Annotated in this window: 23 protein-coding genes; 13 read left to right on the top strand and 10 right to left on the bottom strand. The window is 65.1% G+C overall.

Going from position 1 to position 23,311, the window contains the following annotated elements; translation table 11 throughout:
• Positions 1–231 precede the first annotated feature (231 nt).
• A complete protein-coding gene (locus C2I35_RS06480; protein WP_103762207.1) occupies positions 232–2,190 on the top strand; it encodes a 4Fe-4S binding protein in 1,959 nt (652 codons plus the stop codon).
• Here the strand turns inward: C2I35_RS06480 and C2I35_RS06475 are convergent.
• Positions 2,184–2,936 (bottom strand): substrate-binding domain-containing protein, encoded by a 753-nt coding sequence (locus C2I35_RS06475; RefSeq protein ID WP_245890419.1) that lies wholly within the window; start codon positions 2,934–2,936, stop codon positions 2,184–2,186. The genes C2I35_RS06480 and C2I35_RS06475 overlap by 7 nt on opposite strands.
• A gap of 72 nt (positions 2,937–3,008) precedes the next feature.
• On the opposite strand from C2I35_RS06475, the gene C2I35_RS06470 reads away from it, so the two are divergent.
• The 4 genes from C2I35_RS06470 to C2I35_RS06455 are packed head-to-tail and all read left to right on the top strand — an operon-like array spanning position 3,009 to position 5,453.
• Entirely contained in the window at positions 3,009–3,200 is a 192-nt protein-coding gene (locus tag C2I35_RS06470) for a DUF6494 family protein (protein WP_103762205.1), read from the top strand.
• Positions 3,201–3,202: 2 nt separating this feature from the next.
• Positions 3,203–4,270, top strand: a complete 1,068-nt coding sequence (gene apbC / locus C2I35_RS06465; RefSeq protein ID WP_103762497.1) for an iron-sulfur cluster carrier protein ApbC — start codon at positions 3,203–3,205, stop codon at positions 4,268–4,270.
• Positions 4,267–4,977 carry a biotin/lipoate--protein ligase family protein gene (locus tag C2I35_RS06460; RefSeq protein WP_103762204.1) on the top strand — a complete coding sequence of 237 codons (711 nt, stop codon included), beginning with the start codon at positions 4,267–4,269 and terminating at the stop codon, positions 4,975–4,977. Before apbC ends, C2I35_RS06460 begins: the two co-directional genes overlap by 4 nt.
• Positions 4,974–5,453: a DUF6505 family protein gene (locus C2I35_RS06455; RefSeq protein ID WP_103762203.1), complete on the top strand. Its 480-nt coding sequence runs from the start codon at positions 4,974–4,976 to the stop codon at positions 5,451–5,453. Before C2I35_RS06460 ends, C2I35_RS06455 begins: the two co-directional genes overlap by 4 nt.
• Positions 5,454–5,629: 176 nt before the next feature.
• Here C2I35_RS06455 and C2I35_RS06450 read toward each other — a convergent pair whose 3' ends face one another.
• A complete protein-coding gene (locus tag C2I35_RS06450) occupies positions 5,630–7,060 on the bottom strand; it encodes an FAD-binding oxidoreductase (protein ID WP_103762202.1) in 1,431 nt (476 codons plus the stop codon).
• A gap of 31 nt (positions 7,061–7,091) precedes the next feature.
• On the bottom strand, positions 7,092–9,077 hold the full coding sequence (locus C2I35_RS06445) for an AsmA family protein (RefSeq protein WP_103762201.1): 1,986 nt from the start codon (positions 9,075–9,077) through the stop codon (positions 7,092–7,094).
• 101 nt (positions 9,078–9,178) lie between these two features.
• Here C2I35_RS06445 and rimO point away from each other — a divergent pair, with 101 nt between their 5' ends.
• From rimO to trhA, 3 genes are all read left to right on the top strand, one after another.
• Complete coding sequence (rimO, locus tag C2I35_RS06440) at positions 9,179–10,567, top strand: 30S ribosomal protein S12 methylthiotransferase RimO (RefSeq protein ID WP_103762200.1); 1,389 nt, start codon at positions 9,179–9,181, stop codon at positions 10,565–10,567.
• A 172-nt stretch (positions 10,568–10,739) separates the two neighbouring features.
• The gene (locus C2I35_RS06435) at positions 10,740–11,246 is read left to right on the top strand and encodes a hypothetical protein (protein WP_103762199.1); all 507 of its coding nucleotides are present in this window, start codon (positions 10,740–10,742) and stop codon (positions 11,244–11,246) included.
• Between the two features lie 125 nt (positions 11,247–11,371).
• Positions 11,372–12,070, top strand: a complete 699-nt coding sequence (gene trhA, locus C2I35_RS06430) for a PAQR family membrane homeostasis protein TrhA (RefSeq protein WP_103762198.1) — start codon at positions 11,372–11,374, stop codon at positions 12,068–12,070.
• A 23-nt stretch (positions 12,071–12,093) separates the two neighbouring features.
• On the opposite strand, the gene C2I35_RS06425 is transcribed toward trhA, so the two are convergent.
• The 3 genes from C2I35_RS06425 to C2I35_RS06415 form a co-directional block, all read right to left on the bottom strand.
• A complete protein-coding gene (locus C2I35_RS06425; protein WP_245890418.1) occupies positions 12,094–12,360 on the bottom strand; it encodes a DUF6455 family protein in 267 nt (88 codons plus the stop codon).
• A gap of 115 nt (positions 12,361–12,475) precedes the next feature.
• On the bottom strand, positions 12,476–12,835 hold the full coding sequence (locus C2I35_RS06420; protein WP_103762196.1) for a YigZ family protein: 360 nt from the start codon (positions 12,833–12,835) through the stop codon (positions 12,476–12,478).
• Between the two features lie 9 nt (positions 12,836–12,844).
• The gene (locus tag C2I35_RS06415; protein ID WP_103762195.1) at positions 12,845–13,555 is read right to left on the bottom strand and encodes a M48 family metalloprotease; all 711 of its coding nucleotides are present in this window, start codon (positions 13,553–13,555) and stop codon (positions 12,845–12,847) included.
• A 128-nt stretch (positions 13,556–13,683) separates the two neighbouring features.
• On the opposite strand from C2I35_RS06415, the gene C2I35_RS06410 reads away from it, so the two are divergent.
• From C2I35_RS06410 to C2I35_RS06400, 3 genes are all read left to right on the top strand, one after another.
• Positions 13,684–13,923 carry a DUF8831 family protein gene (locus C2I35_RS06410; RefSeq protein ID WP_103762194.1) on the top strand — a complete coding sequence of 80 codons (240 nt, stop codon included), beginning with the start codon at positions 13,684–13,686 and terminating at the stop codon, positions 13,921–13,923.
• 103 nt (positions 13,924–14,026) lie between these two features.
• Positions 14,027–14,605 (top strand): nitroreductase family protein, encoded by a 579-nt coding sequence (locus tag C2I35_RS06405; RefSeq protein WP_103762193.1) that lies wholly within the window; start codon positions 14,027–14,029, stop codon positions 14,603–14,605.
• A complete protein-coding gene (locus C2I35_RS06400) occupies positions 14,602–15,297 on the top strand; it encodes an EI24 domain-containing protein (RefSeq protein ID WP_103762192.1) in 696 nt (231 codons plus the stop codon). The genes C2I35_RS06405 and C2I35_RS06400 overlap by 4 nt, the downstream gene beginning before the upstream one ends.
• Positions 15,298–15,308: 11 nt before the next feature.
• On the opposite strand, the gene C2I35_RS06395 is transcribed toward C2I35_RS06400, so the two are convergent.
• The 4 genes from C2I35_RS06395 to C2I35_RS06380 all read right to left on the bottom strand — a co-directional run bounded on the left by C2I35_RS06395 (position 15,309) and on the right by C2I35_RS06380 (position 21,014).
• Complete coding sequence (locus C2I35_RS06395; RefSeq protein WP_103762191.1) at positions 15,309–15,881, bottom strand: NYN domain-containing protein; 573 nt, start codon at positions 15,879–15,881, stop codon at positions 15,309–15,311.
• 102 nt (positions 15,882–15,983) lie between these two features.
• Positions 15,984–19,055 carry an efflux RND transporter permease subunit gene (locus tag C2I35_RS06390; RefSeq protein WP_170067136.1) on the bottom strand — a complete coding sequence of 1,024 codons (3,072 nt, stop codon included), beginning with the start codon at positions 19,053–19,055 and terminating at the stop codon, positions 15,984–15,986.
• Positions 19,052–20,128: an efflux RND transporter periplasmic adaptor subunit gene (locus C2I35_RS06385; RefSeq protein WP_170067135.1), complete on the bottom strand. Its 1,077-nt coding sequence runs from the start codon at positions 20,126–20,128 to the stop codon at positions 19,052–19,054. The genes C2I35_RS06390 and C2I35_RS06385 overlap by 4 nt, the downstream gene beginning before the upstream one ends.
• 262 nt (positions 20,129–20,390) lie before the next feature.
• Positions 20,391–21,014, bottom strand: coding sequence for a helix-turn-helix domain-containing protein (locus C2I35_RS06380; protein ID WP_103762188.1), 624 nt, complete (start codon positions 21,012–21,014; stop codon positions 20,391–20,393).
• Between the two features lie 66 nt (positions 21,015–21,080).
• Between C2I35_RS06380 and C2I35_RS06375 the strand changes: the two genes are divergently transcribed.
• Positions 21,081–22,607 carry a class I adenylate-forming enzyme family protein gene (locus tag C2I35_RS06375; RefSeq protein ID WP_103762187.1) on the top strand — a complete coding sequence of 509 codons (1,527 nt, stop codon included), beginning with the start codon at positions 21,081–21,083 and terminating at the stop codon, positions 22,605–22,607.
• A complete protein-coding gene (locus C2I35_RS06370; RefSeq protein WP_103762186.1) occupies positions 22,594–23,250 on the top strand; it encodes a DsbA family oxidoreductase in 657 nt (218 codons plus the stop codon). Before C2I35_RS06375 ends, C2I35_RS06370 begins: the two co-directional genes overlap by 14 nt.
• Positions 23,251–23,311 lie beyond the last annotated feature (61 nt).

The following is a 23,311-nucleotide window of genomic DNA, read 5'->3' as shown; positions in this document are numbered from 1 at the left end:
AAGGGTGACGGACAGAATGACCGGACGAGAAAAATGCTCAGGTTTCCTGCTTGCAACAGCGTCGCGAAGGGCAGAAGAATCGCAGGCCAAATGCCCCGAATTCCTGACCGTGCTTGTCGGAAAAGGGGGCCTAAGGCCCGTGCAGGTTCATGAGGAGAGAACTGCATTGCAATCCATCAGCTCGTCGCGCCGAACCACGGCGCGGCCCGCCAGTGAAAGCCGGGGCAAATCATGACTAAGCAACTGATTCTGTGTAATTGTGCGGGCTCGCAAGAGCTTGACAAGGACGCGCTCGAAGCCGCCACGGGCCTCACCTGCAGCGCGGTTCATTCCGGCCTCTGCACCACCCAGACCGACGCCACCGCACAGGCCATCGCCTCGGGTGACGCCATCCTCTGCTGTCGCCAGGAACGGCGCCTCTTCGCCGAACTGGCCGCCGAGATGGACACGCCCGAGCCGCCGGTCACCGACCTGCGTGACCGGGCCGGGTGGTCCGATGACCCCGCCAGCAAACTACCCAAAATGGCCGCCCTCCTGGCCGAGGCGACGCTGGACGTGCCTTCGGGCAAATCCGTCGACGTCATGTCCGAGGGTTTGTGCCTGATCATAGGCCCCGCGGACACGGCCCTGGCCGCCGCCGACAAACTCAAGGATATTCTCGGCGTCACCGTTCTTATGACAGATGACGCCGATGCCCCCGACCCAACGGAATACGACGTCATTCGCGGCAAGCTGAAACGCGCCACAGGCGCTTTGGGCGGCTTCTCTGTCCAGATCGACGCGCTGCACCAGGTGGACCCGTCCGGCCGTGGCGCTCTGACATGGACCGCCCCACGGGACGGCGCGCACACGGAATGCGACGTGATCCTCGACCTGACCGGCGGTACACCCCTCTTTCCCGCACCGCAAAAACGCGAAGGCTACCTGCGCCCCGATCCCGGCAGCATTCCGGCCCTGGCCGACGCCATTCTCGAGGCCAGCCAGCTGATCGGCACCTTCGAGAAACCGCTCTACGTGGCGGTCGAACCACTGCTTTGCGCCCATTCCCGCGCCCAGCAAGTCGGGTGCACCAACTGCCTCGACGTCTGCCCCACCGGCGCGATTTCCCCCGCGGGCGAGCATGTCACCGTCGATCCGATGGTCTGCGCGGGCTGCGGCGCCTGCTCGGCGCTTTGCCCCTCCGGCGCCATTTCCTACGATGCGCCCGCGCCCGCCACGCTCTTCCGGCGCATCCAGACCCTCGCCGCGACCTTCCGCAAGGCCGGCGGCACCGCCCCGCGCCTGCTGGTCTGCGACGACAGCCACGGCCAGCAGATGATCAGCCTCGCCGCCCGCTATTCCCGCGGCCTGCCCGCCGACGTCATCCCGCTGGAAGTGCCCGCGCTCTCGGGCTTCGGCCATGCCGAGATGCTGGCGGCCCTCGCCTCTGGGTTCACAGACGTGACGATCCTGCTGTCGCCCACCACGGAACGCGACGCGCTCGACCGGGAAATCCCCCTGGCCCGAGCCATCGCGGGCGATAACCGCATTGCCCTGCTCGACGTGGCCGAGCCCGATGCGCTTTGCGACTCGCTTTATACCGACTCGGCCCGCCCGGCTCCGGTGACCGAACCCGTCCTTCCGATGGGCAGCCGCCGTCAGGTCACGCGCCTTGCCGCCAAGGCGCTGCATGGCGACGAGACGGTTCTGCCCCTGCCCGACGACGCTCCTTACGGCGCCGTTCTGGTCGACACCGACGCTTGCACGCTCTGCCTTTCCTGCGTCTCGCTCTGTCCCTCCGGGGCGCTCGTCGAAAACCCCGACAAGCCCGAGCTGCGTTTCCAGGAGGACGCCTGCCTGCAATGCGGCCTTTGCGCCAACATCTGCCCCGAGGACGCCATCGGCTACGAGCCGCGCCTGAACCTCGCGGACGAAGCCATGGGCCAGGTCGTGCTAAACGAGGAAGAACCGGCCCAATGCATCGAATGCGGCGTGCCCTTCGGCGTGAAATCCACCATCGACCGGATCACCGAGAAACTGGCTGGCAAACACTCCATGTTCGGCAACGAGTCGGCGGCGCGGCTGATCCAGATGTGCGACGACTGCCGGGTAAAGGCGCAGTTTCACTCAAAAGACAACCCCTTCGCGGGCGGCGAACGCCCGCAGGTCCGCACCACCGACGACTACTTCTCGAAACGCCGGGATCACTGATGCTCGATCGGTGCCCCAAGGTCGGCCGGCTCTACACCGGACACGTAGGCCAGGATGGCCTGCAAATCGTCTATGGTGATCTCCATGGGGGCGATCGGCGACGGACGGTTGATCGGAAACGGCTCGGTCACGTCCTCGACCTGGGTAAAGGCCGGGTGCGGGTTCAGGATATAAAATGTCTGGAAGCGCCGATCCCAGTCCGCCATCGCCCGCAGCACGGCGAAACTGGGGGTCGAGGCCATGGCATTCATCCGCGTTGCCTCGCTCACCGCGTGGCACCGGGCGCAATGTGCCACCGACAGGTCGTGCCCAAGACCCGCATCCCCGTCGAAACTGACCTCGGCCACCTCCTGCCTGTCCGCTTTCGGCAGACCGAACGGCGCCGTGGCATCGACCTCATAGCTGGTCACCGTCCGTTGGCCGATCTCGGAGGTCAGCCAGTCTGCAAATGCGACCGCACCGTCGTGGCTGGGCGTATTGATCTGCATCCGCCACTTCGCTTGCGGCCCGTCGAACACCCTCGGCCCCTCGGCATCTGGCGCCAGCAGGATATCGCCGCCCTCATTGAGGTCCACGACCTCGACCCTTATTCCTGTCTTCAGCGAAAACCGCGGCAACACGTAGTCCAGCAACCCGCTTTCGGTCAGCGGTGGCGGCGCACCAAGGCGAAAATTCTCCGCCGCGCGCCCTTCAGTGGTGGACATCCCGAGACAGACCACCACAATCACGCCAATAAGGGTTAACATTTGCCCGCGCATGGCCCAAGCCTAGGAAGCACGCGGGCCACGCGTCAACACTCTTGAAAAAAGGAGAGTAAAATGAGCGACGATTTCAACATGTCCATGCGCAAGTTCCTCAAGCAGGTCGGCGTAACCTCGCAGCAGGCGATCGAGGACGCCATGCGCAACGCCGACGGCACCGAGGGCAAGACGTTCGAGGCCAAGGTCGTGCTGACCGTGGACGGTCTCGATGTCGAACACGTGGTCACCGGCACGATCAAGGGCGGGTGAACGTGACGGCAACAAGGGAAAGCGTGCTCGCCGCGCTGAAGAACGTGAACGACCCGGTTTCGGGCGACGACATCGTGTCGGCGGGCGTGACCCGCGGCCTTAATGTCGAGGACGGCACCGTCCGCTTCGTGCTCGAGATCGACCCCGCGAAGTCAAAGGCCTACGAGCCTGTGCTGGCCGAGGCGCAGGAGGCCGTGCGCGGCGTGGAGGGCGTGACGGACGTGTCCGCCGTGCTGACCGCACACTCCGCCAAGGCGCCGCCGGACCTCCAGACGAAAAGCAAACCTGCCGAGCCGCAAGGCCCGCAGCGCGTCCCCGGCGTCGACCACATCATCGCCATCGCTTCCGGCAAGGGCGGCGTGGGCAAGTCGACCGTTTCGGCCAACCTCGCTTGTGCGCTGGCCGCCGAGGGCCGCCGCGTCGGCCTGCTGGATGCCGATGTCTATGGCCCTTCGCAGCCCCGGATGCTGGGCGTTTCCGGACGGCCCGCCTCGCCCGATGGCAAGACGATCCTGCCGATGCGCAATCATGGCGTCACCATGATGTCGCTGGGCCTCATGACGAACGAAGATCAGGCCGTGGTCTGGCGCGGGCCGATGCTCATGGGTGCCCTGCAACAAATGCTGATGCAGGTGCAATGGGGCGCGCTTGACGTGCTGATCGTCGACCTGCCGCCCGGCACCGGCGACGTGCAGATGACGCTGGCGCAAAAGGCACAAGTGGACGGCGCGATCATCGTTTCCACCCCTCAGGACGTCGCCCTGCTGGACGCGCGCAAAGGGATCGACATGTTCAACCAGCTTAAGGTGCCGACCCTCGGCATGATCGAAAACATGTCGACACATATCTGCTCCAACTGCGGCCACGAGGAACACGTCTTTGGCCATGGCGGCGTCGCTGCCGAGGCGCAGAAAATGGGCGTGCCCCTGCTGGCCGAGGTGCCCTTGCATATCGACATCCGCATGGCCTCTGATGGCGGCGCACCCATCGTGGTGTCCAAGCCCGACGCACCGCAGTCGCAGGCCTTCCGTGATATCGCGCGGGCGCTGGTGGCACAGGGCGTGGCATGACGCGAGACCCGGCCTTCCCGCCGCTGATGCAGGGGCATGGCGTGGACGCAGGTATCGACCCGTTCGAGAAAGCCTGCGCCATGGCGGCCCTTGGCTGCGATGCCGGGACCATCGTTCATAACGTCGGCGCCAACCGGCTGGCCGCGGCGCTGATCATGGCACCCGAGGTGCCGCTGGAACAGGCCATGGCCATGCTACCCACGTGCGGCGTCGGTTTTCAGAACGCGCTCGGCGCAATTGCACCGCCCGAAGTGGCCGTCCACCTGGAATGGGCGGGCGGTCTACGCGTGAACGGCGCCGCTTGCGGCCGCCTGCGCGTCATGGCCGGCACGACCGATCCCGCCGCCATGCCCGGCTGGCTGGTGGTGGGGCTGGAATTGCCATTGATGCTGACCGATGCCGTGCCGGGCGACGCCCCCGACCGCACCGCGCTCTATGAGGAAGGCTGCGCCGACGTGGATCCGGTGGCGTTGCTGGAAGGCTGGGCGCGCCACACGCTGGTCTGGATCACCCGCTGGGAAGACGACGGCCCCCGCACCCTGCATGCCGAATGGCGCGGCCTCGCGCACGGCATCGGCGAAGACATCGCCATCGACGGCCAGACCGGAACCTTCATGGGCGTCGACGAAAATTTCGGAATGCTGCTGCGGACCGGGGGCGAGACCCGCCTGATCCCGCTCAGCACCGTGCTGGAGACTGAGACATGAAACTCGCCCGCGCCATCCACTTCGACGAGAGCGACACGCGCGTCTATCCCTCGCCCGCCCGCACCGGCGAATGGTGCATCTCCGGCGGGTTCGAGTTTTCCAACTGGTCCGAGGCTGACCTCAGCGGCAAGCAACGCCAGGCGTTCTCGAACGGCTGGCTGGGGCTGGAAACCTTCGGACGCGTGACCTTCGTGGCCGTCACGCAGATCGAAGAGCCCGAACGCGCCGCCGTGACCGACGCGCTGGCGCAGCATTTCGTCTCGGTCTACGGCGCGCCCGACATCGACGCCGCGCGCCCGGTGGCGGCTGACGAGATCGCCCAGATGATCGAGATGTGCGACGAGCACGACCCCAACACGCTCCTGACGGTCGCGCGTGAACTCACCGAGGCCGGCGTACGCGAAACCTACCGCGCCATCGCCGCGCAGGATGCCGGGCTCGAGCAGTTCGCCATTCACGGCAGCCTCGACGAGTGACCTGGCAGAGCGCTTGCGGCGCGCAGGATATCTCGTCGTCCTTCCATCCTCCTCGGAGAAGAATTGCATCGTGACGCACTGACCCTCGCGGCAGCGCCTGTCGAACCGCGGCGTTTGAGTATTTGAAGAACAGTGAAGCAGAAGCGCCCGCCTGGCTTTCACTGTTCCAAAAATACTCACTGTCGATCCGATGAAGCCTTTAGAATCGCGCCGGGATTCATGATGCCTCCGGGGTCCAGCGCTGCCTTGATCGCCCGCATCGCCGCCAGCTTGGCCGGATCGCCATAGCGCTCAAGGTCATTGACCTTCAGCCGCCCGATCCCGTGCTCGGCGGACACCGAACCGTCCATCTCGTGCACCAGATCATGCACCAGCCGCTTGATGGCGTCGCGCTGGTCCGTGTAGGCCTCGCGCGTCTCGCCTTTGGGCGGAAAAACGTTGTAATGCAGGTTTCCGTCGCCCAGATGCCCGAAGCAGTTGATCCGGAACGGTCCCAACTTCTTCAGGTTCGCGTTGCCTTTCTGAATAAAACCCGGCACGGCGCTCAGCGGCAAGGAAATGTCATGGCTGCTGATCGCTCCGATGCGCCGGTTCGCCTCCGGGATCGTCTCCCGCACCTCCCAGAACTCCTGCCGTTGCGCCTCGGACTGGGCAATCATGCCGTCGCTCACCAGTCCGGCCTCCGCCGCCTCGACAAAAAGTGTCTCAAGCGCCTCTGCCGGATCAAGACCCTTGGCCAGCCCGATATCGATCAGGACGAACCACTCGGGCGGCTCGGCGAAGGGCAAACGCATGTCCGGCATGGTCTCTGCCAGGAAATCCAAGCCTGCCCTGTGCATCAACTCGAACGCCGACACCCCTTCGCCCATGTGATCGCGCGCCATCGACAACAGGCGCAGCGCCGCCTCGGGGCTGTCCACCACCATCAGCGCCGTGCCTTCTCCGGCGGGCTTGGGGAACAGCTTCAGCGCCGCGGCGGTGATCACGCCCAGCGTACCCTCGGACCCGATCAGCAGGTTGCGCAGGTCATAGCCGGTGTTGTCCTTCCTCAGCCGCTTCAGCCCGTGCCAGACCGTCCCGTCCGGCAGCACCGCCTCCAGCCCCAGGCAAAGATCCCGCGCGTTGCCATAGCGCAGCACGTTCACACCGCCCGCATTGGTCGCCAGGTTTCCGCCGATTCGCGCGCTTCCCTTGGCGGCCAGCGACAAGGGAAACAACCGGTCCACCGCGTCCGCCTCGGCATGGATATCCTGAAGGATGGCGCCCGCCTCGACCACCATCACGTTTTCCTCGGGCCAGACCCCTCGCACCGCGCGCATCCGCTCCAGGCTGAGCAGGACCGGCGCAGGCCCCTCGGGCGACAATTGTCCACCGACGAGCCCCGTGCCGCCGCCATAAGGCACCACCGGCACACCAGCGTCCACACAGGCCCGCACCACGGCCGCGACCTCCTCGGTACTGCCGGGGGCGACCAGTACGCCCGCCTGCCCCTGCCAACGCCCGCGCGGCTCTTCCAGGTAGGACGGCATCACCTCGCGGAATGCCGCCTCGGGCAGCACGCCGCGCAGGTGAGCGATGAAGTCTTCGGTCACGGAATTGAGTGTCATGACCCGCTCCTAGGCTGCGGCTCCCGCATCGTCAATCGAACAGCTTCAGCAGGCCGCGTTCCAGCTCGTCTTCCAGCGCGTCCTTCGCCGCATCCTCCAGCGACTGGCCCTCCTGCCGCTCGATCCCAAGCTGCTTTTCGACCTCGCGTTCGATCTCGTCGCGGGCCTGACGCTCCAGTTCCTTCTTCTCTTCCTCGAAGTTCAGGTCAATCGCCGCTTCCAGGTCCGGCGTGATCTTCGGGTTGGCCCACGGCCCCCGGATCTTCACCGGAATGGCCAGCCCGTCGCGGCTGCCGCCATCCAGCAGTCGTGGCGTGAACAGATAGTCGATATCCCGTGCGCCCAGCCCCACGCGACCTTCGCCCGCCGCACTCGCCTGCGGCAGTTTCAGCGTCAGGTCGTCGTTGAATAGGTTGCCCTCATCCATCGTGAACGTCGCATGAAGCGTGTCGAACACCGTGGTGCCCCCGGTGCCGCTGCCCGACCGCATCAGCCGGTCGAGGTCGAAGCCCGAGATCACGCCGCGCCCGGTCTTGAACGCGCCGCCGCCGCTCAGCGAATTCATGATCGCGTGCACGCTTTCGCCGACGCCGAGGAAATCCACCTCACCATCGGCCTTCGCCTCGAAGCGCGAGATATCCATCGCGTCGTCCAGAAATGTCTTCAGGTTGACTCCCGTGGCGATCATGTCGCCGCCCACCGACAGACCCGAGCGATTGTTCATCACGAACTGCCCGGTGATCAGCCCGTCATAGGCGCGCACCTCGCGCAGGCCAAAAACCAGCCGCGAGCGATCGAGCGTGGCAAGCGTCCGCACCTTGCCCAGCTTGAAATCACCGAGGTCGATGCTGTCTGCGACCAGCGCGAACTCTCCATTCACCGCCGCCAGCCCGGACGCGTTGATCGGTGCTTTTGACCATCCGCCACTTGCCGCGCCACCACTGTTGCCGCTGCCTGTGTTGCCATTGCCGTCTTCGCCCCCGGCGTCGTCGGCGCTCAATCCAGTCAGGTCCAGAGCACCTGCATTAAGCTGCACGTTAAGGCGCGGTTGGTCCTCGCCCAGATCCACGTCCGCCGCTCCGGTAAACCGGTTACCGTCCAGCCCCAGTACCGTGTTGCGTAGCGACAGCCGGTCGTCCTTGAAGATCAGGTCCGTCTCCAGCGTTGCAACACGGCCCAGCCCATCGGGGATGTCCATCGGCCCCTGCCCGATCAACGCCATGAAGTCCGATGTGTTCTTCAGATCCGCAGTCAGCTTTCCCGCCGCCTCCGGCGCCGATCCCCCGCGCCCGGCAAAGCTGGCCGTGCCCGCCTTGGTCGAAATTCGCGCCTGTAAGTCCGACACGCCGCCGTCGATGAAATGCCCCACGCGCTCCAGCGTGCCGGATATCTCCACCACCTCGCCGCCGGGCCTCAAAGTCAGGTCGAAATCCGCGGCCCCTTCGTAATCCGGCCAGCGCAAATCGAAATCCACGCCAGACTGGCGCACGGTGGTGCCGTCCACCTCGTCGACAAAAACCAGCGAGGCATTCTCGATCAGCGCCCGGTCCAGCGTCAGCGACAGGCGGTTCGACCGCGCCGGTGCCCCGCCTTCTGCACCGCCCTGCCCCTGGCCGGACGGTGCCACGCCCTCCACGTTCAGTTCCCAGTTGACGCGCCCATCCTTGGCTCGGCGCAGGTTGATCTGCGGGCCCACGGCCTCCAGCCCGGTAATCCGAATATCCCCTCCGAACAGCGCTTGCGGCTCCACCCCGATCTTCAGGCTGTCGGCCCGGAACATCGGCGCCTCCCCGGCCCAATCCGCATTGGCGACCGTGACCGCGCCGGTGCTGACGCCTAGGATGGGCCAGAAGCTGATGGTCGTCTCGCCGCTCATCGTCACCTGGCGGCCCGTCATGCGGCTCAACTGGTCCGCCGCGATGCCCGCGACGCGCTCTCCGGGCAGGAAAAACACTGCCGCTACGACCAGCGTCGCCGACACCAGTACGATCATGAAAATGCGAATGAGCCACCGCATACCGCTCTCCACCGTTTTCTTTTCAGACTAGGCGCAGGCCTTGCGCCCAACAACAGCTTTTCCGCTTTATCGGGTGGCCTTTTGGGACTATATCGCGCCGAATGAGCACCAACCCACCCGATCTGCGCCCCGATCTTGCGAAGGCCCGCGTCACCGAAAGTCCCCGCAAGGGCCAGCCGGTGATCGGCATGGTGTCGCTGGGCTGTCCCAAGGCGCTGGTGGACAGCGAGCGCATACTGACGCGCCTGCGGGCCGAGGGCTACGGTATCTCACCCGACTACTCCGGGGCCGACGCGGTGATCGTGAACACCTGCGGCTTTCTCGACAGCGCCAAGGCCGAAAGCCTGGACGCCATCGGCGAGGCGCTTACCGAGAATGGCCGTGTCATCGTCACGGGCTGCCTCGGTGCCGAGCCCGAGTACATCACCGGCGCCCACCCCCGCGTTCTGGCCGTGACCGGCCCGCACCAATATGAACAGGTGCTCGACGCAGTGCACACCGCCGTGCCTCCTGCTCCCGACCCTTTCATCGACCTTCTGCCCGAGGCCGGCGTCAAGCTGACACCCCGCCACTACAGTTACCTCAAGATTTCAGAGGGCTGTAACCACAAGTGCAAGTTCTGCATCATCCCGGACATGCGCGGGCGTCTTGCCTCGCGCCCCGGTCACGCCATTCTGCGCGAGGCCGAAAAGCTGGTCGAGAATGGCGTGCGCGAGCTTCTGGTTATCTCCCAGGACACAAGCGCTTACGGACTGGACCGCAAGTATGACGTGAACCCGTGGAAGGATGGCGATCTGCGCAGCCATATCGTCGATCTGTCCAAGGCACTCGGAGAGCTCGGCGCGTGGGTCCGGCTGCATTACGTCTATCCCTACCCCCATGTGCGCGATCTCATCCCGCTCATGGCAAACCCGGACAACGGCGTGCTGCCCTATCTCGACATTCCGTTCCAGCACGCCCACCCGGACGTTCTGAAACGCATGGCCCGTCCCGCCGCCGGGGCGAAAACCCTCGATGAAATCGCCGCCTGGCGCGCGATCTGCCCCGACCTGACGCTGCGCTCGACCTTCATCGTCGGTTATCCCGGCGAAACCGAGGCCGAATTCCAAACCCTGCTCGACTGGCTGGACGAGGCACAGCTCGACCGCGTCGGCTGCTTCAAGTACGAGAATGTCGAGGGTGCGCGATCCAACGATCTACCCGACCATGTGCCCGAAGAGGTCAAGCAGGACCGCTGGGATCGCTTCATGGAAAAGGCGCAGGCGATTTCTGTGGATAAACTGGCCGCCAAGGTTGGGTCCGTGCAAGAGGTGATCGTCGATGATATCGACGAGGACGGCATTGCCACCTGCCGCACCAAGGCCGACGCGCCGGAAATCGACGGCTGTCTCTTCATCGATGAGAATACCGAGGGCCTGAACGTGGGCGAGATCGTCACGGTCGAGGTGGACGAGGCCGGGGAATATGACCTCTGGGGGCGACGCCTCTAGTGTTACAGGTTTCACGGGTCGCCTGACGCCCTCGTGAAATTCTGAAATATTTCAACATTCACAAGTATTTACACCACTCCGTGTGCTCACGGGCCTGTCAGTTGATTGTCATCTTGTGCCGCCGCAGCTTGGCCGCACCGACGCAACCTCAGCCTGACAAGGACCCCGATCCATGACCTCCCTGACCACCGACACCCCCCGTGCACTTCCCGCCGTTTCCGTCGACACGGCGTTGCTCATCCTGCTGTCCGGTGCCGCCGGCACCGTCGCCTTCGACCTTTTCGGCCAAGCGCTTTCGCCGATCCTCGGCTTGGCCAATCTCGCCCCCGTGGGCCTTGCCCGCAGCCTGCTCGGCTCGTTGGGTCTGCCTAATGCCGCGCCTTACGGCCACCTGATGCACCTCTTTTTCGTCGGCCTGCTGGCCTATCCCATCGGCTGGCTCTTCATCGCGCGTCCGGCGCTGAAGCGTGTTCTGCCCGGCCTTCACTGGCTTCCGGCCTCGGCCATTTACGGCGTCGGCCTTTGGGTGTTCGCCATCGGCGGCATCACCAGCATCGCCGGCCTGCCGTTTTTCCTGAATTTCACCGGAATCACCTGGGTGGCGCTGGTGGGGCACGTGATCTACGGCATCGTCGCGGCAGCCACCGTGGTGTATCTCGAGCGCCTCCAAACCCGCTAACCCCTTGTAAAGACGACAAACAAGGGCCCAACCGGGTCCTTGTTTCCATTTTGGTTACGGTCTTGTCACATAAATTTTGAACGAAACCCCCTAAAACTGAAACATAATAGAGACATCTCAGTGTCATGATCGACACGGAACCACGGGACACCCACAGGCCGGAGGACCGCGACATGTCCTACCCCAGTTACACACGCGCAGAGCGGATCGCCGATGGCGCCGTGCACGTGCTCGGGGTTGGCAGTGCACTTGTTGCGGTCGCGTTCCTGATCGCCGCCAACGCGGGTCAGCAGACGGTGGGGACGATGACGGCGGCCGTCGTCTACGGCGTTGCCATGATCCTGATGCTCAGCGCCTCGGCCGCCTATCACCTCGCCGCGCATACGCCCTTCCGTCCGCTTCTGCGCCGGATCGACCACGCCGCCATCTACGTCAAGATCGCGGGCACGATCACGCCGCTTGCCGTGCTGCTGAACACACCTTTCGCCTATACCGTGCTGACGGTGGTGTGGTTCCTCGCACTCTCGGGCGCAGTGCGCAAACTCCTGGCCGAACGCGGAAAAATGAGCACGCACTGGTTGCCTCAGGTCCTGTTGGGCTGGCTGGGCCTGATTATCATCGTCCCGCTCTGGCCGTCGCTTCCGGCCAACAGCCTGACACTGATCTTCGCAGGCGGCATCATCTATTCCGGCGCGGTGGTATTCTACTGCTGGGACACGCTGAAATTCAGCAACGCGATCTGGCATGCCTGCGTGCTAATAGCCACCGCCTGCTGCTTTCTCGGCATCTCGGGCGCTATGGCAACCAGCATAGCACCACTCTAGAGTAGCGCCACAAGCGCGACGGCTCAGATCCGCAGTCCCGCCTTCAATGCGGCAAAAACCTCGCCGTTGCGGCACATGATCGGGGTCGCGTCCACCGGGCTGGCCTGTGCCGACATCCAGGCTTCGCAGCCATCGGGATCCGCACAGCCCGTGCATCGCAGAACCGCGTCGCACAGCGTTTCAGGATCCAGTTGCCCCGCATAAACCTCTTCCTCCAGGTCCAGGCCAAGCGTACTGGCCATACGGTCAACAAGATCAGTATGACGTTTGATCGTTTTCGTCTGCGGCATTGCGCTCTCCTGTCGCGTGAGTGCCATCGACCCTTACGGCTTCATTGCCGGGTCAAGGGGGGGCACTTCCACGGCAAAGCTTGTCGCGCAATCAGCGGGCGCGCCTTGATCTGCATCAAGCGCGCTCCAGCGCCTCCATGTAGGTCGTCACGCAGTCCTGCACGTGCCGAAACCTGTCCCCGCCCAGATGCTTGCCACCGAACCAGCGCGTGACCACGATCACGTGTTCGCGCAGGTCGGCCCGTTCCAGCATCCGCACGATCACCATGCCTGCCCCGGCCTCGCCGTCATCGGATTTCAGCGCCGTGCCCTCGGCATCCAGCATCGCCCAGGTGTTATGGGTCGCCTTGGCGAATTTCTTGTCCCGTTTCAGCTCTTTCAGGAAGGCGTCCACAGCCGCGCGGTCCCGCGCCGCGCCACCCGACACGGCGTATTTCGACCCCCGGTCGGAAATCACGCCGGTCAGTTGCAGCATGTCACCCCGTCAGAGTTGTGAATTCACACGGCGCACCGTGTCGATTCGCTGCGCGTTGGGCGGGTGCGAGCCCAGGAACCGATTGCCCGGGTCCGGGATGCGCGTGAAATATTCCGCGCCCCGGAGCGGGTTATAGCCCGATTTCTTGGCGATGATGGTCCCCAGCGCGTCGGCCTCAAGCTCAAATTCCTTGGAATAGCTGCGCGCGCCCACCGAGGCGCCCACGTTCGTCGCCGCATCCACGGCGCCCGTCCCGGCCCCGGCCAGCGTCGCCAACCCGCCCAGCAGGATGGCCCCCGCCGCGGCACTCTGCTGTTGGCGCGGTATGTGCCGCCGGATATGGTGCGACGCCTCATGCGCGAAGATGAAGGCCAGTTCGTCCTCGTTGCGCACATCTGCGATCAGCGATGCGGTAAACGCCAGAATCGGCCGACCGTTGCGGTCCAGCGTCTGAAACGCGTTGGGCGGGCGGCCCGGGCGATCATCCAGCACCACGTTGAAATCGCAGTTCACGTTGCCGCCGCGCGCCCGGCATTCACGCTCGGCCACCGGCTCGACCCGGGCCACGACCTGCCGGAACCGCGACAGCTGCGTTCCCGAGGGCGCCTTGACCGATTGTTGCTGCTGGCCCGTCGGCCGGGGCTGCGGCGCGTCGCCGCCCGTCGTCGTGACCTCGCAACCCGCCAGGAAAACCGCACAAATCAGAACCTTCCACCGCATCTGTCTCACCTGCAATTGCTCCCTTTGCCATAGTTCTAGCAGGGTTTGCGCCGAGGGCCAGTCCCCCTCACGCACACGCGCGGTGCAAAGCCGATTGCGCTTTGCGCCGCACACGCTAGGCTGGCGGCATGTTTTCGATAGAACACGAATTCGACGCCACCGTTGTCACCCTGATCGACGAGGGCAGCACGCCCTTGCAGGAGGACGTCACCATCAACGCCTTCGAGGAATGCGTGACCATCGAACAGCTCGACCCGCGCACCGACCGGGTGCAGAAGGTGACGTTGTCGATGACCCAGTTGCAGGATTTGGGCGCCGCCCTCAACCTGCCCGAGGGGGTTTATAGCCTGTCGCGCGGTAAGAAATAATCGCATCATTCTCGGGGCCTGACCGTTCGCGGCAAAAGGGTTGACGCCCGCACCGCGCCGCCCGAAATATGCCACAACATCCAAGACGCAACGAAAGCCCGCCATGCCCGCTCCCAATTCCGCCGCGATGGACTTCCTTCTCACCCGCCGCTCGCGCCCGGCGAAGACGCTGACAGGCCCGGCGCCCACGGCGCAAGAGCTTCGCCCGATCCTGACAGCCGCCGCCCGCTCGCCCGATCATGGCAAGCTGGAACCGTGGCGCTTCATCGTATTGGATCGTGCCGCCATGCCACGCCTTGCCACGCTTGTCCGCGACCGCGGCGCCGTCCTGGGCAAGTCGGAAGAGGATATCGCCAAGGCCGCCAAGCAATACGAGGACGGCCAGCTTGCCGTCGCCGTCGTCGAGGTGCGCAAACCGTCCGACAAGATCCCCGCCATCGAACAGACCTATTCCGCCGGCGCGGTCTGCCTCGCGCTTTTGAACGCCGCGCTGGCCTCGGGCTGGGGCGCCAACTGGCTCACGGGCTGGGCCACCCATGACCGGGAGTTCATCAGCCAGGGCCTCGGGCTTGCCGACAACGAAAGCATCGCCGGCCTGATCTTTCTCGGCACCGAAACATCGGCCCCGCCCGAACGCCCGCGCCCGGATATCGACAGTATCACCACCTGGGTCACCGAATGATCTTCACAGCCTTCTTCAAGGCGCTCGGTCAGCTGGGCGATCCGCGTTTTCGCAAGGTTTTCTGGCTGGGCGTGGCGCTCTCGTTTCTGCTGCTCGTCGCCGTTACCGCCGCCTTCCTGATGTTCATCCAGTGGGCCACCGGCGACAGTACAACGCTACCTCTTATCGGCGAGGTGAACTGGATCGACGACCTGCTCGGCTGGTCCGGCTTCTTCCTCATGCTAATCCTGTCGGTCTTCCTGATGGTGCCCGTCGCCTCGGCCATCACCTCGCTCTTCCTCGACACGGTCGCACAGGCGGTCGAGGACCGGCACTATCCCAACCTGCCAGCCGTCCCGCCAGTGCCCTTCTTCGACGGCCTGAAGGACAGCGTGAACTTCTTGGGCGTCATCATCGCGGCCAACCTGCTGGCCTTCATCCTTTACGCGCTCTTTCCGCCGGCCACACCGTTCATCTTCTGGGGCGTGAACGGCTATCTGCTGGGTATGGAGTATTTCCAGCTGGCCGCCATGCGCCGCGTCGGCCGCGCCAACGCCAAGGTGCTGCGCAAGGAACATCGCGGCACGATCTGGATGGCCGGCACGCTCATGGCCCTGCCCCTGTCGATCCCTTTGCTGAACCTCGTGATCCCGATCCTGGGCGCGGCGACCTTCACCCATATCTATCACCGTATTGCCAAATCGGCCGGCTGATCGGGGCGCGTTCAACCGGCGCCGTCGCCCAAATCCAGCCACAGCTTGCCGCGCCTGTACCCGCCCCGTATCAACCGGCCAGGCTCCCGCGTTTCCGGAAAGTCCTCGTTCCAGTCGCGAAACCGATCATTCGTGACAATCCGCGCGTTCATATCCCGCGCCGCCGTCAAAATCGTCGGATCCGCCGGCTGCCCTTTCGGCACGACCATGATGCGCTTCTGCGGCAACCCCATCAGGCCCGCAAGCTCCCTGTCGCCCAGGAATCTGTCACCCACCTTGTAGCCCACGTTGGCATCGAACACGACGCCCGGCGTGAAACCTTCGGATGACAGGTGATCGACCACTTCGCGGACCGTATCCAGATCCGGCGACCTGTCTTTCCAGTGCATGACGTTCGAGCCATCCAGCACGACCCAACGCTTGCCCCGTTCCGTGCGCCGCCGCAGCGCCTCTACGATCAGCAAAAGAGCGCTGGCAACCGCGCACGGTCCGGCCAGCAGGATCACATCGCTCCACCCGGGCACCATCGCCGACAGGAGAATGCCGCCGATGGACAGGAACAACAGAAGGAATGGTACGATCATCGAAACACCAGCCGAATGCGCCGCCTACCAAGTGACGCATCCAACATTTGGACCGAAATCCCGGTGTGGCGCAACCCGCCTATGACCGGTCGAATCGCGCCGCTATTCCGCCGGCTGGGCGCTCGCTCCCTCGGGCGCATCGGCCTCGTCGCGGTCCTTTTGCAGCAGATCGTACAGCACAGGCGTCAGGAACAGTGTCAGCACCGAGGCCGACATGAACCCGCCGATGATCACGATGCCGATGGAAAACCGGCTGGCCGCCCCGGCACCGGTGGACAGCACCAGCGGCACGGCCCCCAACACTGTCGACATCACCGTCATCAGGATCGGTCGCAACCGAACCGCCGACGCCTCGATCACCGCTTCACGCACGTTGCGGCCTTCCTCGCGCAACTGGTTGGCAAACTCCACGATCAGGATACCGTTCTTGGCCATCAGCCCGATCAGCATCACCATCCCCACCTGCGTGTAGATGTTGATCGCCTCGCCCAGCGCGAACAGCGTCAGCAACGCCCCCGCCACGGCCAGCGGCACCGACAACAGGATCACCACCGGCTGGATGAAGCTCTCGAACTGCGCCGCCAGCACCAGGAACACGATCAAGAGCGCCAGTGCGAATGTCAGCGCGATGCCCCCCGAGGTCTCCTGATAGCTTTCCGCCTGCCCCGAATAGCTGATCTGCATGGCCGAGGGCATGTCCTCGGCAATCTCTTCGACCGTCGCGATGGCCGAGCCGAGGTCCACGCCCTCCGCCAGCGACGCGCTGATCTCGACCGAGGGCTGTCGGTTGTACCGGTTGTAAGCCCGCACCGACGCGCGCCGCTCCAGCCTCACCAGACCGTCCAGCGGCACCAGCTCGCCGGTCTCGGTCCGCACGTTCACGCCCGTCAGATCCGCGGTGTTGGTTCGCCGATCGTCCGGCGCCTGCAGGATCACCGGGTACTGCCGGTCGCGCGAGATGAACTCCGTCACCTCCGCCGAGGCAAAGAAGGTGCGCACCGCGTCCGAGATATCCCGCGCCTCGACCCCGATCTGCCGCGCCATCGCCCGGTTCACACTGATATCGAACCCCGGCGTGTTGATCTCGTAATCCCGCCGCACCCCGGTCAGGTCGGGGCTGGCGCGCATCGCCTCTTCCATCTGCCGCGAAAACTCGGCGGCATCCTCGAAACTCGGCCCCGTCACGATCACCTCCAGCCCCGAGCCGCTCCCGGCATCAAGACCCGATGGCGCGAAGGCTCGCACGCTGGCGCGGGTGATCTTGCCGAATTCAGGCCGCAGCTCGGCCAGAACATCGCGCGGCCCCATCTCGCGCTCGGCCCAAGGCGACATCACCGCCACCACGAAGGCGCGGCCCGACTCGCCGTATTGCCCGACGATGGCGATGGTGTCCTCCACCACGCCTTGTTCGCGGTAAGGCGCGATCAGATCCTCGACCTGGCTCACCGCATTGTCGGTCAGTGGCAGGGCAGATCCCGGCGGTGCCTGGATCGACACGAAGAAAATACCCCGGTCCGATGCCGGAGTCAGCTGCGACGGCAATTGCTGGTACAGCGTCCACGACATTCCTGTCAGGCCCGCCGCAATCGCCAGCACCACCAAGGGCGCACCGATCGCGCGCGTCAGCAGGTTGCGATAGCCCTCCGAGGTGCTCTTTGTGACCCGCTTCACACCGCGCGTGAACCACGTGTCGTTCATGCCTTTCTTCAAAAGCTTGCTGGCGATCACCGGGCACAGCGTCAGCGCCACGAAGGTCGACAGCGCCACCGCGATGGCCAGCGTGACGCCGAATTCCCGGAACAGCTTGCCAAGCTCCCCTTCCAGCAACGACAGCGGCACGAAGACCGAGATCAGCACCGCCGAGGTCGACACCACGGCAAAGAACACCTGGTTCGCCCCGGTGCGCGCCGCTTGCCTGGGGTCCTCGCCTTCCTCCACCTTGCGCTCGATATTCTCCAGCACGACGATGGCGTCATCCACCACCAGCCCGATGGCCAGAATCAGCGCGAACAACGTCAGGATATTGATCGAAAACCCGGCCAGCGCGATCCCCGCACAGGCCCCCAGCAGCGCGATAGGGATGGTCACCGCCGGGATCACCGTCGTCCGGATCGAGGTCAAAAAGACGTAGATCACCGCCACCACGATGCCCACGGCGATGGCCAGCGTGGTCAAAACCTGCCGGATCGAATTCGAGATGAAATCCGCGTCGTCCGAGGTGATCTGCAAAGCCGTCCCACCGGGCAGGTCAGCCGCGATCCGCTCCACTTCCTCGCCAACCGCGGCCGAAATCGACAGCGTGTTGGCCGAGGATTGCCGCAGCACGCCCAAACCCAGTGCCGTCTCGCCATTGGCGCGAAATTCGCTGTCGTCACTTTCGACCCCCAGCTCGATCCGCGTCACGTCCCCCAGCAGCACCCGGCCATTCTCGTCCGACCGCACGATCAGGTCCTCGAATTCCTCGACGCTCGACAGCCGCGTCTCGGTGCGCAACAGATATGTCCGAGCCTCGTTCTCGATGGTGCCCGCCGGCAGTTCCAGGTTGTTGGCCCGCAACGCGTCGGCAATCTCGTTCGCGGTCACGCCCCGCGCCGCCATCGCCTGCGGGTCCAGCCAGACGCGCATCGCATAGGCCCGGTCGCCGTATATCTGCACCGCCGCCACGCCACTCAGCGTCTCCAGCCGGTCCGTGATGAACCGGTCTGCGTAATCCGTCAGTTCCGAGGCGGACAGGGTCTCGGACGTCAGGGTCATCCACAGGATCGGGTCGCCCTGGCTGTCGTTCTTTTCCACCTCCGGCTCCTCGGCCTCTTCCGGCAGATCGCCCGCCACGCCCTCGACCGCCGCGCGCACATCCGCAGCCGCCTGGTCGATATCGCGCCCCTGCCGGAACGTGATGACCGTGCGCAGACCGCCCAACTCGGATTCGGTGTTCATGCTGTCGATGCCCGACACCGTCGACAACGCGCCTTCGACAACCGTCGCCAATTCGCTGTCCACCACACCGGGACCGGCCCCGATATAGGGTACACTCACCGTCACCTCGGCCGTCGTCGTGTCCGGCAATTCCCGCACCGGCATTCGGGTCAGCCCGGCAATGCCCACCACGATGATCAGGATCGACAGGACGGTCGCCAGCACGGGCCGCTTGATGCACAGATCGGGCAGCGTCATTGCGTGTTGGCCCCTGCATCGCCCTGGGATGCGGCGTCGCCACTCTCGTCCACCTCTTCGGCCACGTCGACCGAGGCCCCGTCCGACAGGTTGTCCCATCCCGCGACGACCACGCGGTCCCCCAACGCCAGCCCGTCGCGCACTTCGGTCATCGCACCCAGCGACTGCCCCGGCTCGATTTCGGTGCGCACGGCAGCATCGTCAGCCACTGTGTAGACATAGCTCGCCAGTCCCTCGCTGATGATCGCATCGTCGGCAATCGCCAGCCCTTCATAGGTGTCCAGAACGATCTCGGCATCAGCGAACATGCCGCCCACCAGTCGCCCGTCGGCATTGTCGATCTCGGCACGGATGTTGAAACTGCGGGTCTCCAGGTTGACTTCCGGCGCCCGCACAGTGACCTCTCCGTCGAATTCCGCATCCGGATAGGCTGGCGTCGTCACGTTCACGGCCTGCCCAACCCTGATCCGGTCGAAATACCGCTCGGGCAGCGACACCGTCAGTTCCATCGTGCTGATATCCGCCAGCCGCGTGACGGCCATGCCTTCGCTCAGAAACGTCCCCGTTTCGATATCAATCAGGCCCAGCACCCCGTCAAACGGCGCTAACAGCGTCCGGTCTTCGAGGTCGGCCCGGGTCATCATAAGCGCCGCCTCTGCCCGACGATAGGCCGCCCGCGCCTCTTCCAGCCGCGCCTCGGCAGCGGCGTTGTTGTCGGTCAGTTCCTCAACGCGGCGAAATGCGTCCTCGGCCTCGGCATATGTGGCCTCGGCCTCGGCCAGCGCCGCGCGGGCCGCACGTTCGTCCAACTGCACGATGACCTCACCTTCGGTCACCTCTTCGCCCGATGACACTGGCACACCTGTAACGCGCCCGGCGGATGTCGGTACCAGCTCGACCGAACGCACCGGGATCAGTGTGCCGACCCCGCTCACCCGGTCTTCTATCTGCCGCGTCTCGGGCCGGGTCACTTCCACGCGAACTGCGGGCGGCGCCGAGGCGGCCTCACCCGATCCGCCTTGCGACAGGATCTGCTGCGTGCCCCAGATCCCCGCAGCGGCGCAGATGGCCACAACGCAAAGGCCTATTACGACCCTGAAAACCTTACCCAATTCATCTACCTCCGAACGGTAACGCGCCGATATCGGGCACCGCGCGCACGCACGGGCCATTTCACCGGGTTAATTGGGCGAATTAGGGCAGCCGGTCCCGAGGAACAGGCCACGGGTCATTTGGCCACGGGCAAATGCGTCCGCGCTGAGATCACAAAAGCGCGAGTAACGGCCTTGTAGGGTGGGCGAAAGCCCACGCGTCCCCCCACGCGCACCATCGCCATCACGCCAGCGACGTCACCCACAGGATCGTCGCATCCTCGTCGCTCACCGACACCACGTTGTGGCCCATGGTGGCGTCGTAATAGGCGCTGTCGCCCCGGCGCATCTCGATCGGCTCGTAGAACTCGGTGTACAGCCGGACAACCCCCGTCAGGACATACATGAACTCTTCGCCGTCATGGCGCACCCAGCCGTCGAACTCCTCGACCGACCGTGCCCGGATCCGGGCGCGATAGGGCAGCATCCGCTTCTTCAACAGCGCATCGCCCAAGAGTTCATGCTCATAGGTCGTGGTCGCCTGCGCCGTGCCCTGCCCTTGCCTGGTCACCGCCATCCGGCCACTGACCTGTTCGCGTTGCGGCGGCGTGAACAGCTGCGGGATGGAGATCTCCAGCCCCACCGCCAGCTTCTTCAACGCATCGTAAGTGGGCGACATCACCCCGTTCTCGATCTTCGACAGGGTGGACCGCGCCAGCCCCGCCTGCTTGGCGGCCTGTTCCAGCGTCCAGCCCCGCGACTTGCGCAAATCGCGCACCCGTTCGGCCAGGTTCAACGGCTGTGCCGCGTCCTCTTCCCCGCTTTCGCGGGCCAACCTGATCAGGCTCACGGGCGATCTGTCTTCCATGTCCTACGCTATACGCAGCACCGCCATGGCTTGCAACTTGGCGGTGGCAGCCATAATCCTCCCGCCATGCGCTCCGAGACCGACACCACCGCCTTTCCGCCCTGCCCCGCGCCCTTCAACCTGGCCGCTCATGTATTGCGCCATGCCGACGACTTGCCCGACAAGGTCGCGCTGGCCATCCTCGGGCTCTCGGGCTCCGAACGCTACAGCTTCGCGCGTCTGAAATCCGCCGTCCTCGGCACCGGCGCGGGCCTCTTGGGGCACGGCCTTCAGCCCGCCGACCGTGTCCTCATGCGCCTCGGCAACACCGTCGACTTCCCCATCGCCTATCTCGGCGCCATCGCCGTGGGCCTCGTGCCGATCCCCACCTCCTCGCAACTGACCGAGCGCGAAGTCGCCAGCATCCTCAAGACCACGGAACCGAAAGCCATCCTGCGCGGCACGGACATCCCTTGCCCCGACACGGATATTCCCGTCATCGACACCGACGCCCTGCGCGCCATGCACGACAATGCCCCGGCAGACTTCGACATGGGCGACCCCGACCGGCTGGCCTATATCATCTACACCTCCGGCACCTCCGGCACGCCCCGCGCGGTGATGCACGCCCACCGCGCCATCTGGGCGCGGCAGATGATGGTCGACGGCTGGTACGGCCTGCGCCAGGACGACCGCCTGATGCATGCCGGTGCCTTCAACTGGACCTACACGCTCGGCACCGGCCTGATGGACCCGTGGACGGCAGGCGCCACCGCCCTCATCCCGGCCACCTCCGTCACGCCCGATCAGCTGCCCCTGCTGATGAAACGCCACGACGCCACCATCTTCGCCGCCGCCCCCGGCGTCTTCCGCAAGTTCGTCACGCCCGGCAAAACACTCGACCTGCCGAAACTCCGCCACGGCCTGACCGCGGGCGAAAAGCTCTCGGCCACAATCGACGCCCATTGGCGCGACGCCACCGGCACGCCGCTCTTCGAGGCTTACGGCATGTCCGAATGCTCCACCTTCATCTCGGGCTGCCCCGATCACCCCGCTGCCCCCGGCACGCTAGGCCGCCCCCAGCCGGGCCGCAACGTGGCGCTGATCGGCCCAGACGGCGCGGTGCCCGTGGGCGAGGAAGGCACCATCGCCATCCACCGCTCCGACCCCGGCCTCATGCTGGGCTACTTGGGCGAACCAGACGAGACCGCAGACCGCTTTCAGGGCGACTGGTTCCTGACCGGAGACCAGGGCGTGATGTCTCCCGAAGGCGATATCACCTACCTCGGCCGCTCCGACGACATGATGAACGCCGGCGGCTTCCGCGTGTCCCCAATGGAGGTCGAGGCGGTCCTGAACGCCCACCCCGACATCACCCAATCCGCCGTGACCGAGATCGAGGTCAAACAGGACGCCCGCCTTATCATGGCCTTCTACACCGCGCCCGCCCCGGTTGCCGAGGACGTGCTCAAGGCCTATGTCAACGACAACCTCGCCGCCTACAAGCGCCCCCGTGGCTTCTTCCACCTCGACGCGCTGCCCACGGGCGCCAACGGAAAACTCCTGCGCCGCGCGCTGCGGCCGATCTACAAGGACCTGCATGGTCAAGCTTGATATCGTCTCCGACCCGATCTGCCCGTGGTGCTATATCGGCAAGGCCTGCCTCGACAAGGCGCTGGCCGAACGCCCCGGCCACCCGTTCGAGATCGAATGGCACCCGTTCCAGCTCAACCCCGACATGCCGCCCGAGGGCATGGACCGGCGTGAGTACCTCGAAGCAAAGTTCGGCGGTAAGGACGGCGCGGTTCAGGCCTATGCCCCCATCGCCGAACGGGCCGAGGCGGAGGGGCTGACGATCAATTTCGACAAGATCACGCGCACGCCCAACACCATGGACGCTCACCGCCTGATCCACTGGGCGGGCATCGAAGGCCGCCAGATGGCCGTGGCCATGTCGCTCTTCCGCGCCTATTTCGAGGACGGACGCGATATCAGCGACCCCGAGGTTCTGGGCGATATCGCCGACAGTGCCGAGATGGACGCCGCGGTGGTTCAGAAACTGCTGGCCTCCGACGCCGATATCGAGGGCATCGCGGGCCGCGACAAGGCCTTCCGCGAGATGGGCGTGACCGGCGTGCCCTGCTTCATCGTCGCGGGCAAGCATGCCGTGCCGGGCTGTCAGTCTCCCGACCTCTGGATCAAGGTCATCGACGAGATCGTCGAGAACCTCGAAAGCGATGAAGACCCCGCCATCTGAGCGCAATCAGCCCGAGGCATGACGCTCGACACCGTCCTGCCCCCTTGCCATCCGCGCCGCG

Source organism: Roseovarius confluentis (assembly GCF_002917925.1).
Taxonomy (GTDB): domain Bacteria; phylum Pseudomonadota; class Alphaproteobacteria; order Rhodobacterales; family Rhodobacteraceae; genus Roseovarius; species Roseovarius confluentis.
This window is presented reverse-complemented; position numbering and strand designations above follow the sequence as displayed.

Coding starts and splice junctions, on each gene's coding strand:
- C2I35_RS06425 (WP_245890418.1), bottom strand. CDS start 12,360: ATGCCGCAGACGAAAACGATCAAACGTCATACTGATCTTGTTGACCGT.
- C2I35_RS06415 (WP_103762195.1), bottom strand. CDS start 13,555: ATGCGGTGGAAGGTTCTGATTTGTGCGGTTTTCCTGGCGGGTTGCGAG.
- C2I35_RS06395 (WP_103762191.1), bottom strand. CDS start 15,881: ATGATCGTACCATTCCTTCTGTTGTTCCTGTCCATCGGCGGCATTCTC.
- C2I35_RS06410 (WP_103762194.1), top strand. CDS start 13,684: ATGTTTTCGATAGAACACGAATTCGACGCCACCGTTGTCACCCTGATC.
- trhA (WP_103762198.1), top strand. CDS start 11,372: ATGATCGACACGGAACCACGGGACACCCACAGGCCGGAGGACCGCGAC.
- C2I35_RS06405 (WP_103762193.1), top strand. CDS start 14,027: ATGCCCGCTCCCAATTCCGCCGCGATGGACTTCCTTCTCACCCGCCGC.
- C2I35_RS06375 (WP_103762187.1), top strand. CDS start 21,081: ATGCGCTCCGAGACCGACACCACCGCCTTTCCGCCCTGCCCCGCGCCC.
- C2I35_RS06480 (WP_103762207.1), top strand. CDS start 232: ATGACTAAGCAACTGATTCTGTGTAATTGTGCGGGCTCGCAAGAGCTT.
- C2I35_RS06450 (WP_103762202.1), bottom strand. CDS start 7,060: ATGACACTCAATTCCGTGACCGAAGACTTCATCGCTCACCTGCGCGGC.
- C2I35_RS06460 (WP_103762204.1), top strand. CDS start 4,267: ATGACGCGAGACCCGGCCTTCCCGCCGCTGATGCAGGGGCATGGCGTG.
- C2I35_RS06420 (WP_103762196.1), bottom strand. CDS start 12,835: ATGCTGCAACTGACCGGCGTGATTTCCGACCGGGGGTCGAAATACGCC.
- C2I35_RS06380 (WP_103762188.1), bottom strand. CDS start 21,014: ATGGAAGACAGATCGCCCGTGAGCCTGATCAGGTTGGCCCGCGAAAGC.
- C2I35_RS06445 (WP_103762201.1), bottom strand. CDS start 9,077: ATGCGGTGGCTCATTCGCATTTTCATGATCGTACTGGTGTCGGCGACG.
- C2I35_RS06370 (WP_103762186.1), top strand. CDS start 22,594: ATGGTCAAGCTTGATATCGTCTCCGACCCGATCTGCCCGTGGTGCTAT.
- C2I35_RS06400 (WP_103762192.1), top strand. CDS start 14,602: ATGATCTTCACAGCCTTCTTCAAGGCGCTCGGTCAGCTGGGCGATCCG.
- C2I35_RS06470 (WP_103762205.1), top strand. CDS start 3,009: ATGAGCGACGATTTCAACATGTCCATGCGCAAGTTCCTCAAGCAGGTC.
- C2I35_RS06435 (WP_103762199.1), top strand. CDS start 10,740: ATGACCTCCCTGACCACCGACACCCCCCGTGCACTTCCCGCCGTTTCC.
- rimO (WP_103762200.1), top strand. CDS start 9,179: ATGAGCACCAACCCACCCGATCTGCGCCCCGATCTTGCGAAGGCCCGC.
- C2I35_RS06475 (WP_245890419.1), bottom strand. CDS start 2,936: ATGTTAACCCTTATTGGCGTGATTGTGGTGGTCTGTCTCGGGATGTCC.
- C2I35_RS06390 (WP_170067136.1), bottom strand. CDS start 19,055: ATGACGCTGCCCGATCTGTGCATCAAGCGGCCCGTGCTGGCGACCGTC.
- C2I35_RS06455 (WP_103762203.1), top strand. CDS start 4,974: ATGAAACTCGCCCGCGCCATCCACTTCGACGAGAGCGACACGCGCGTC.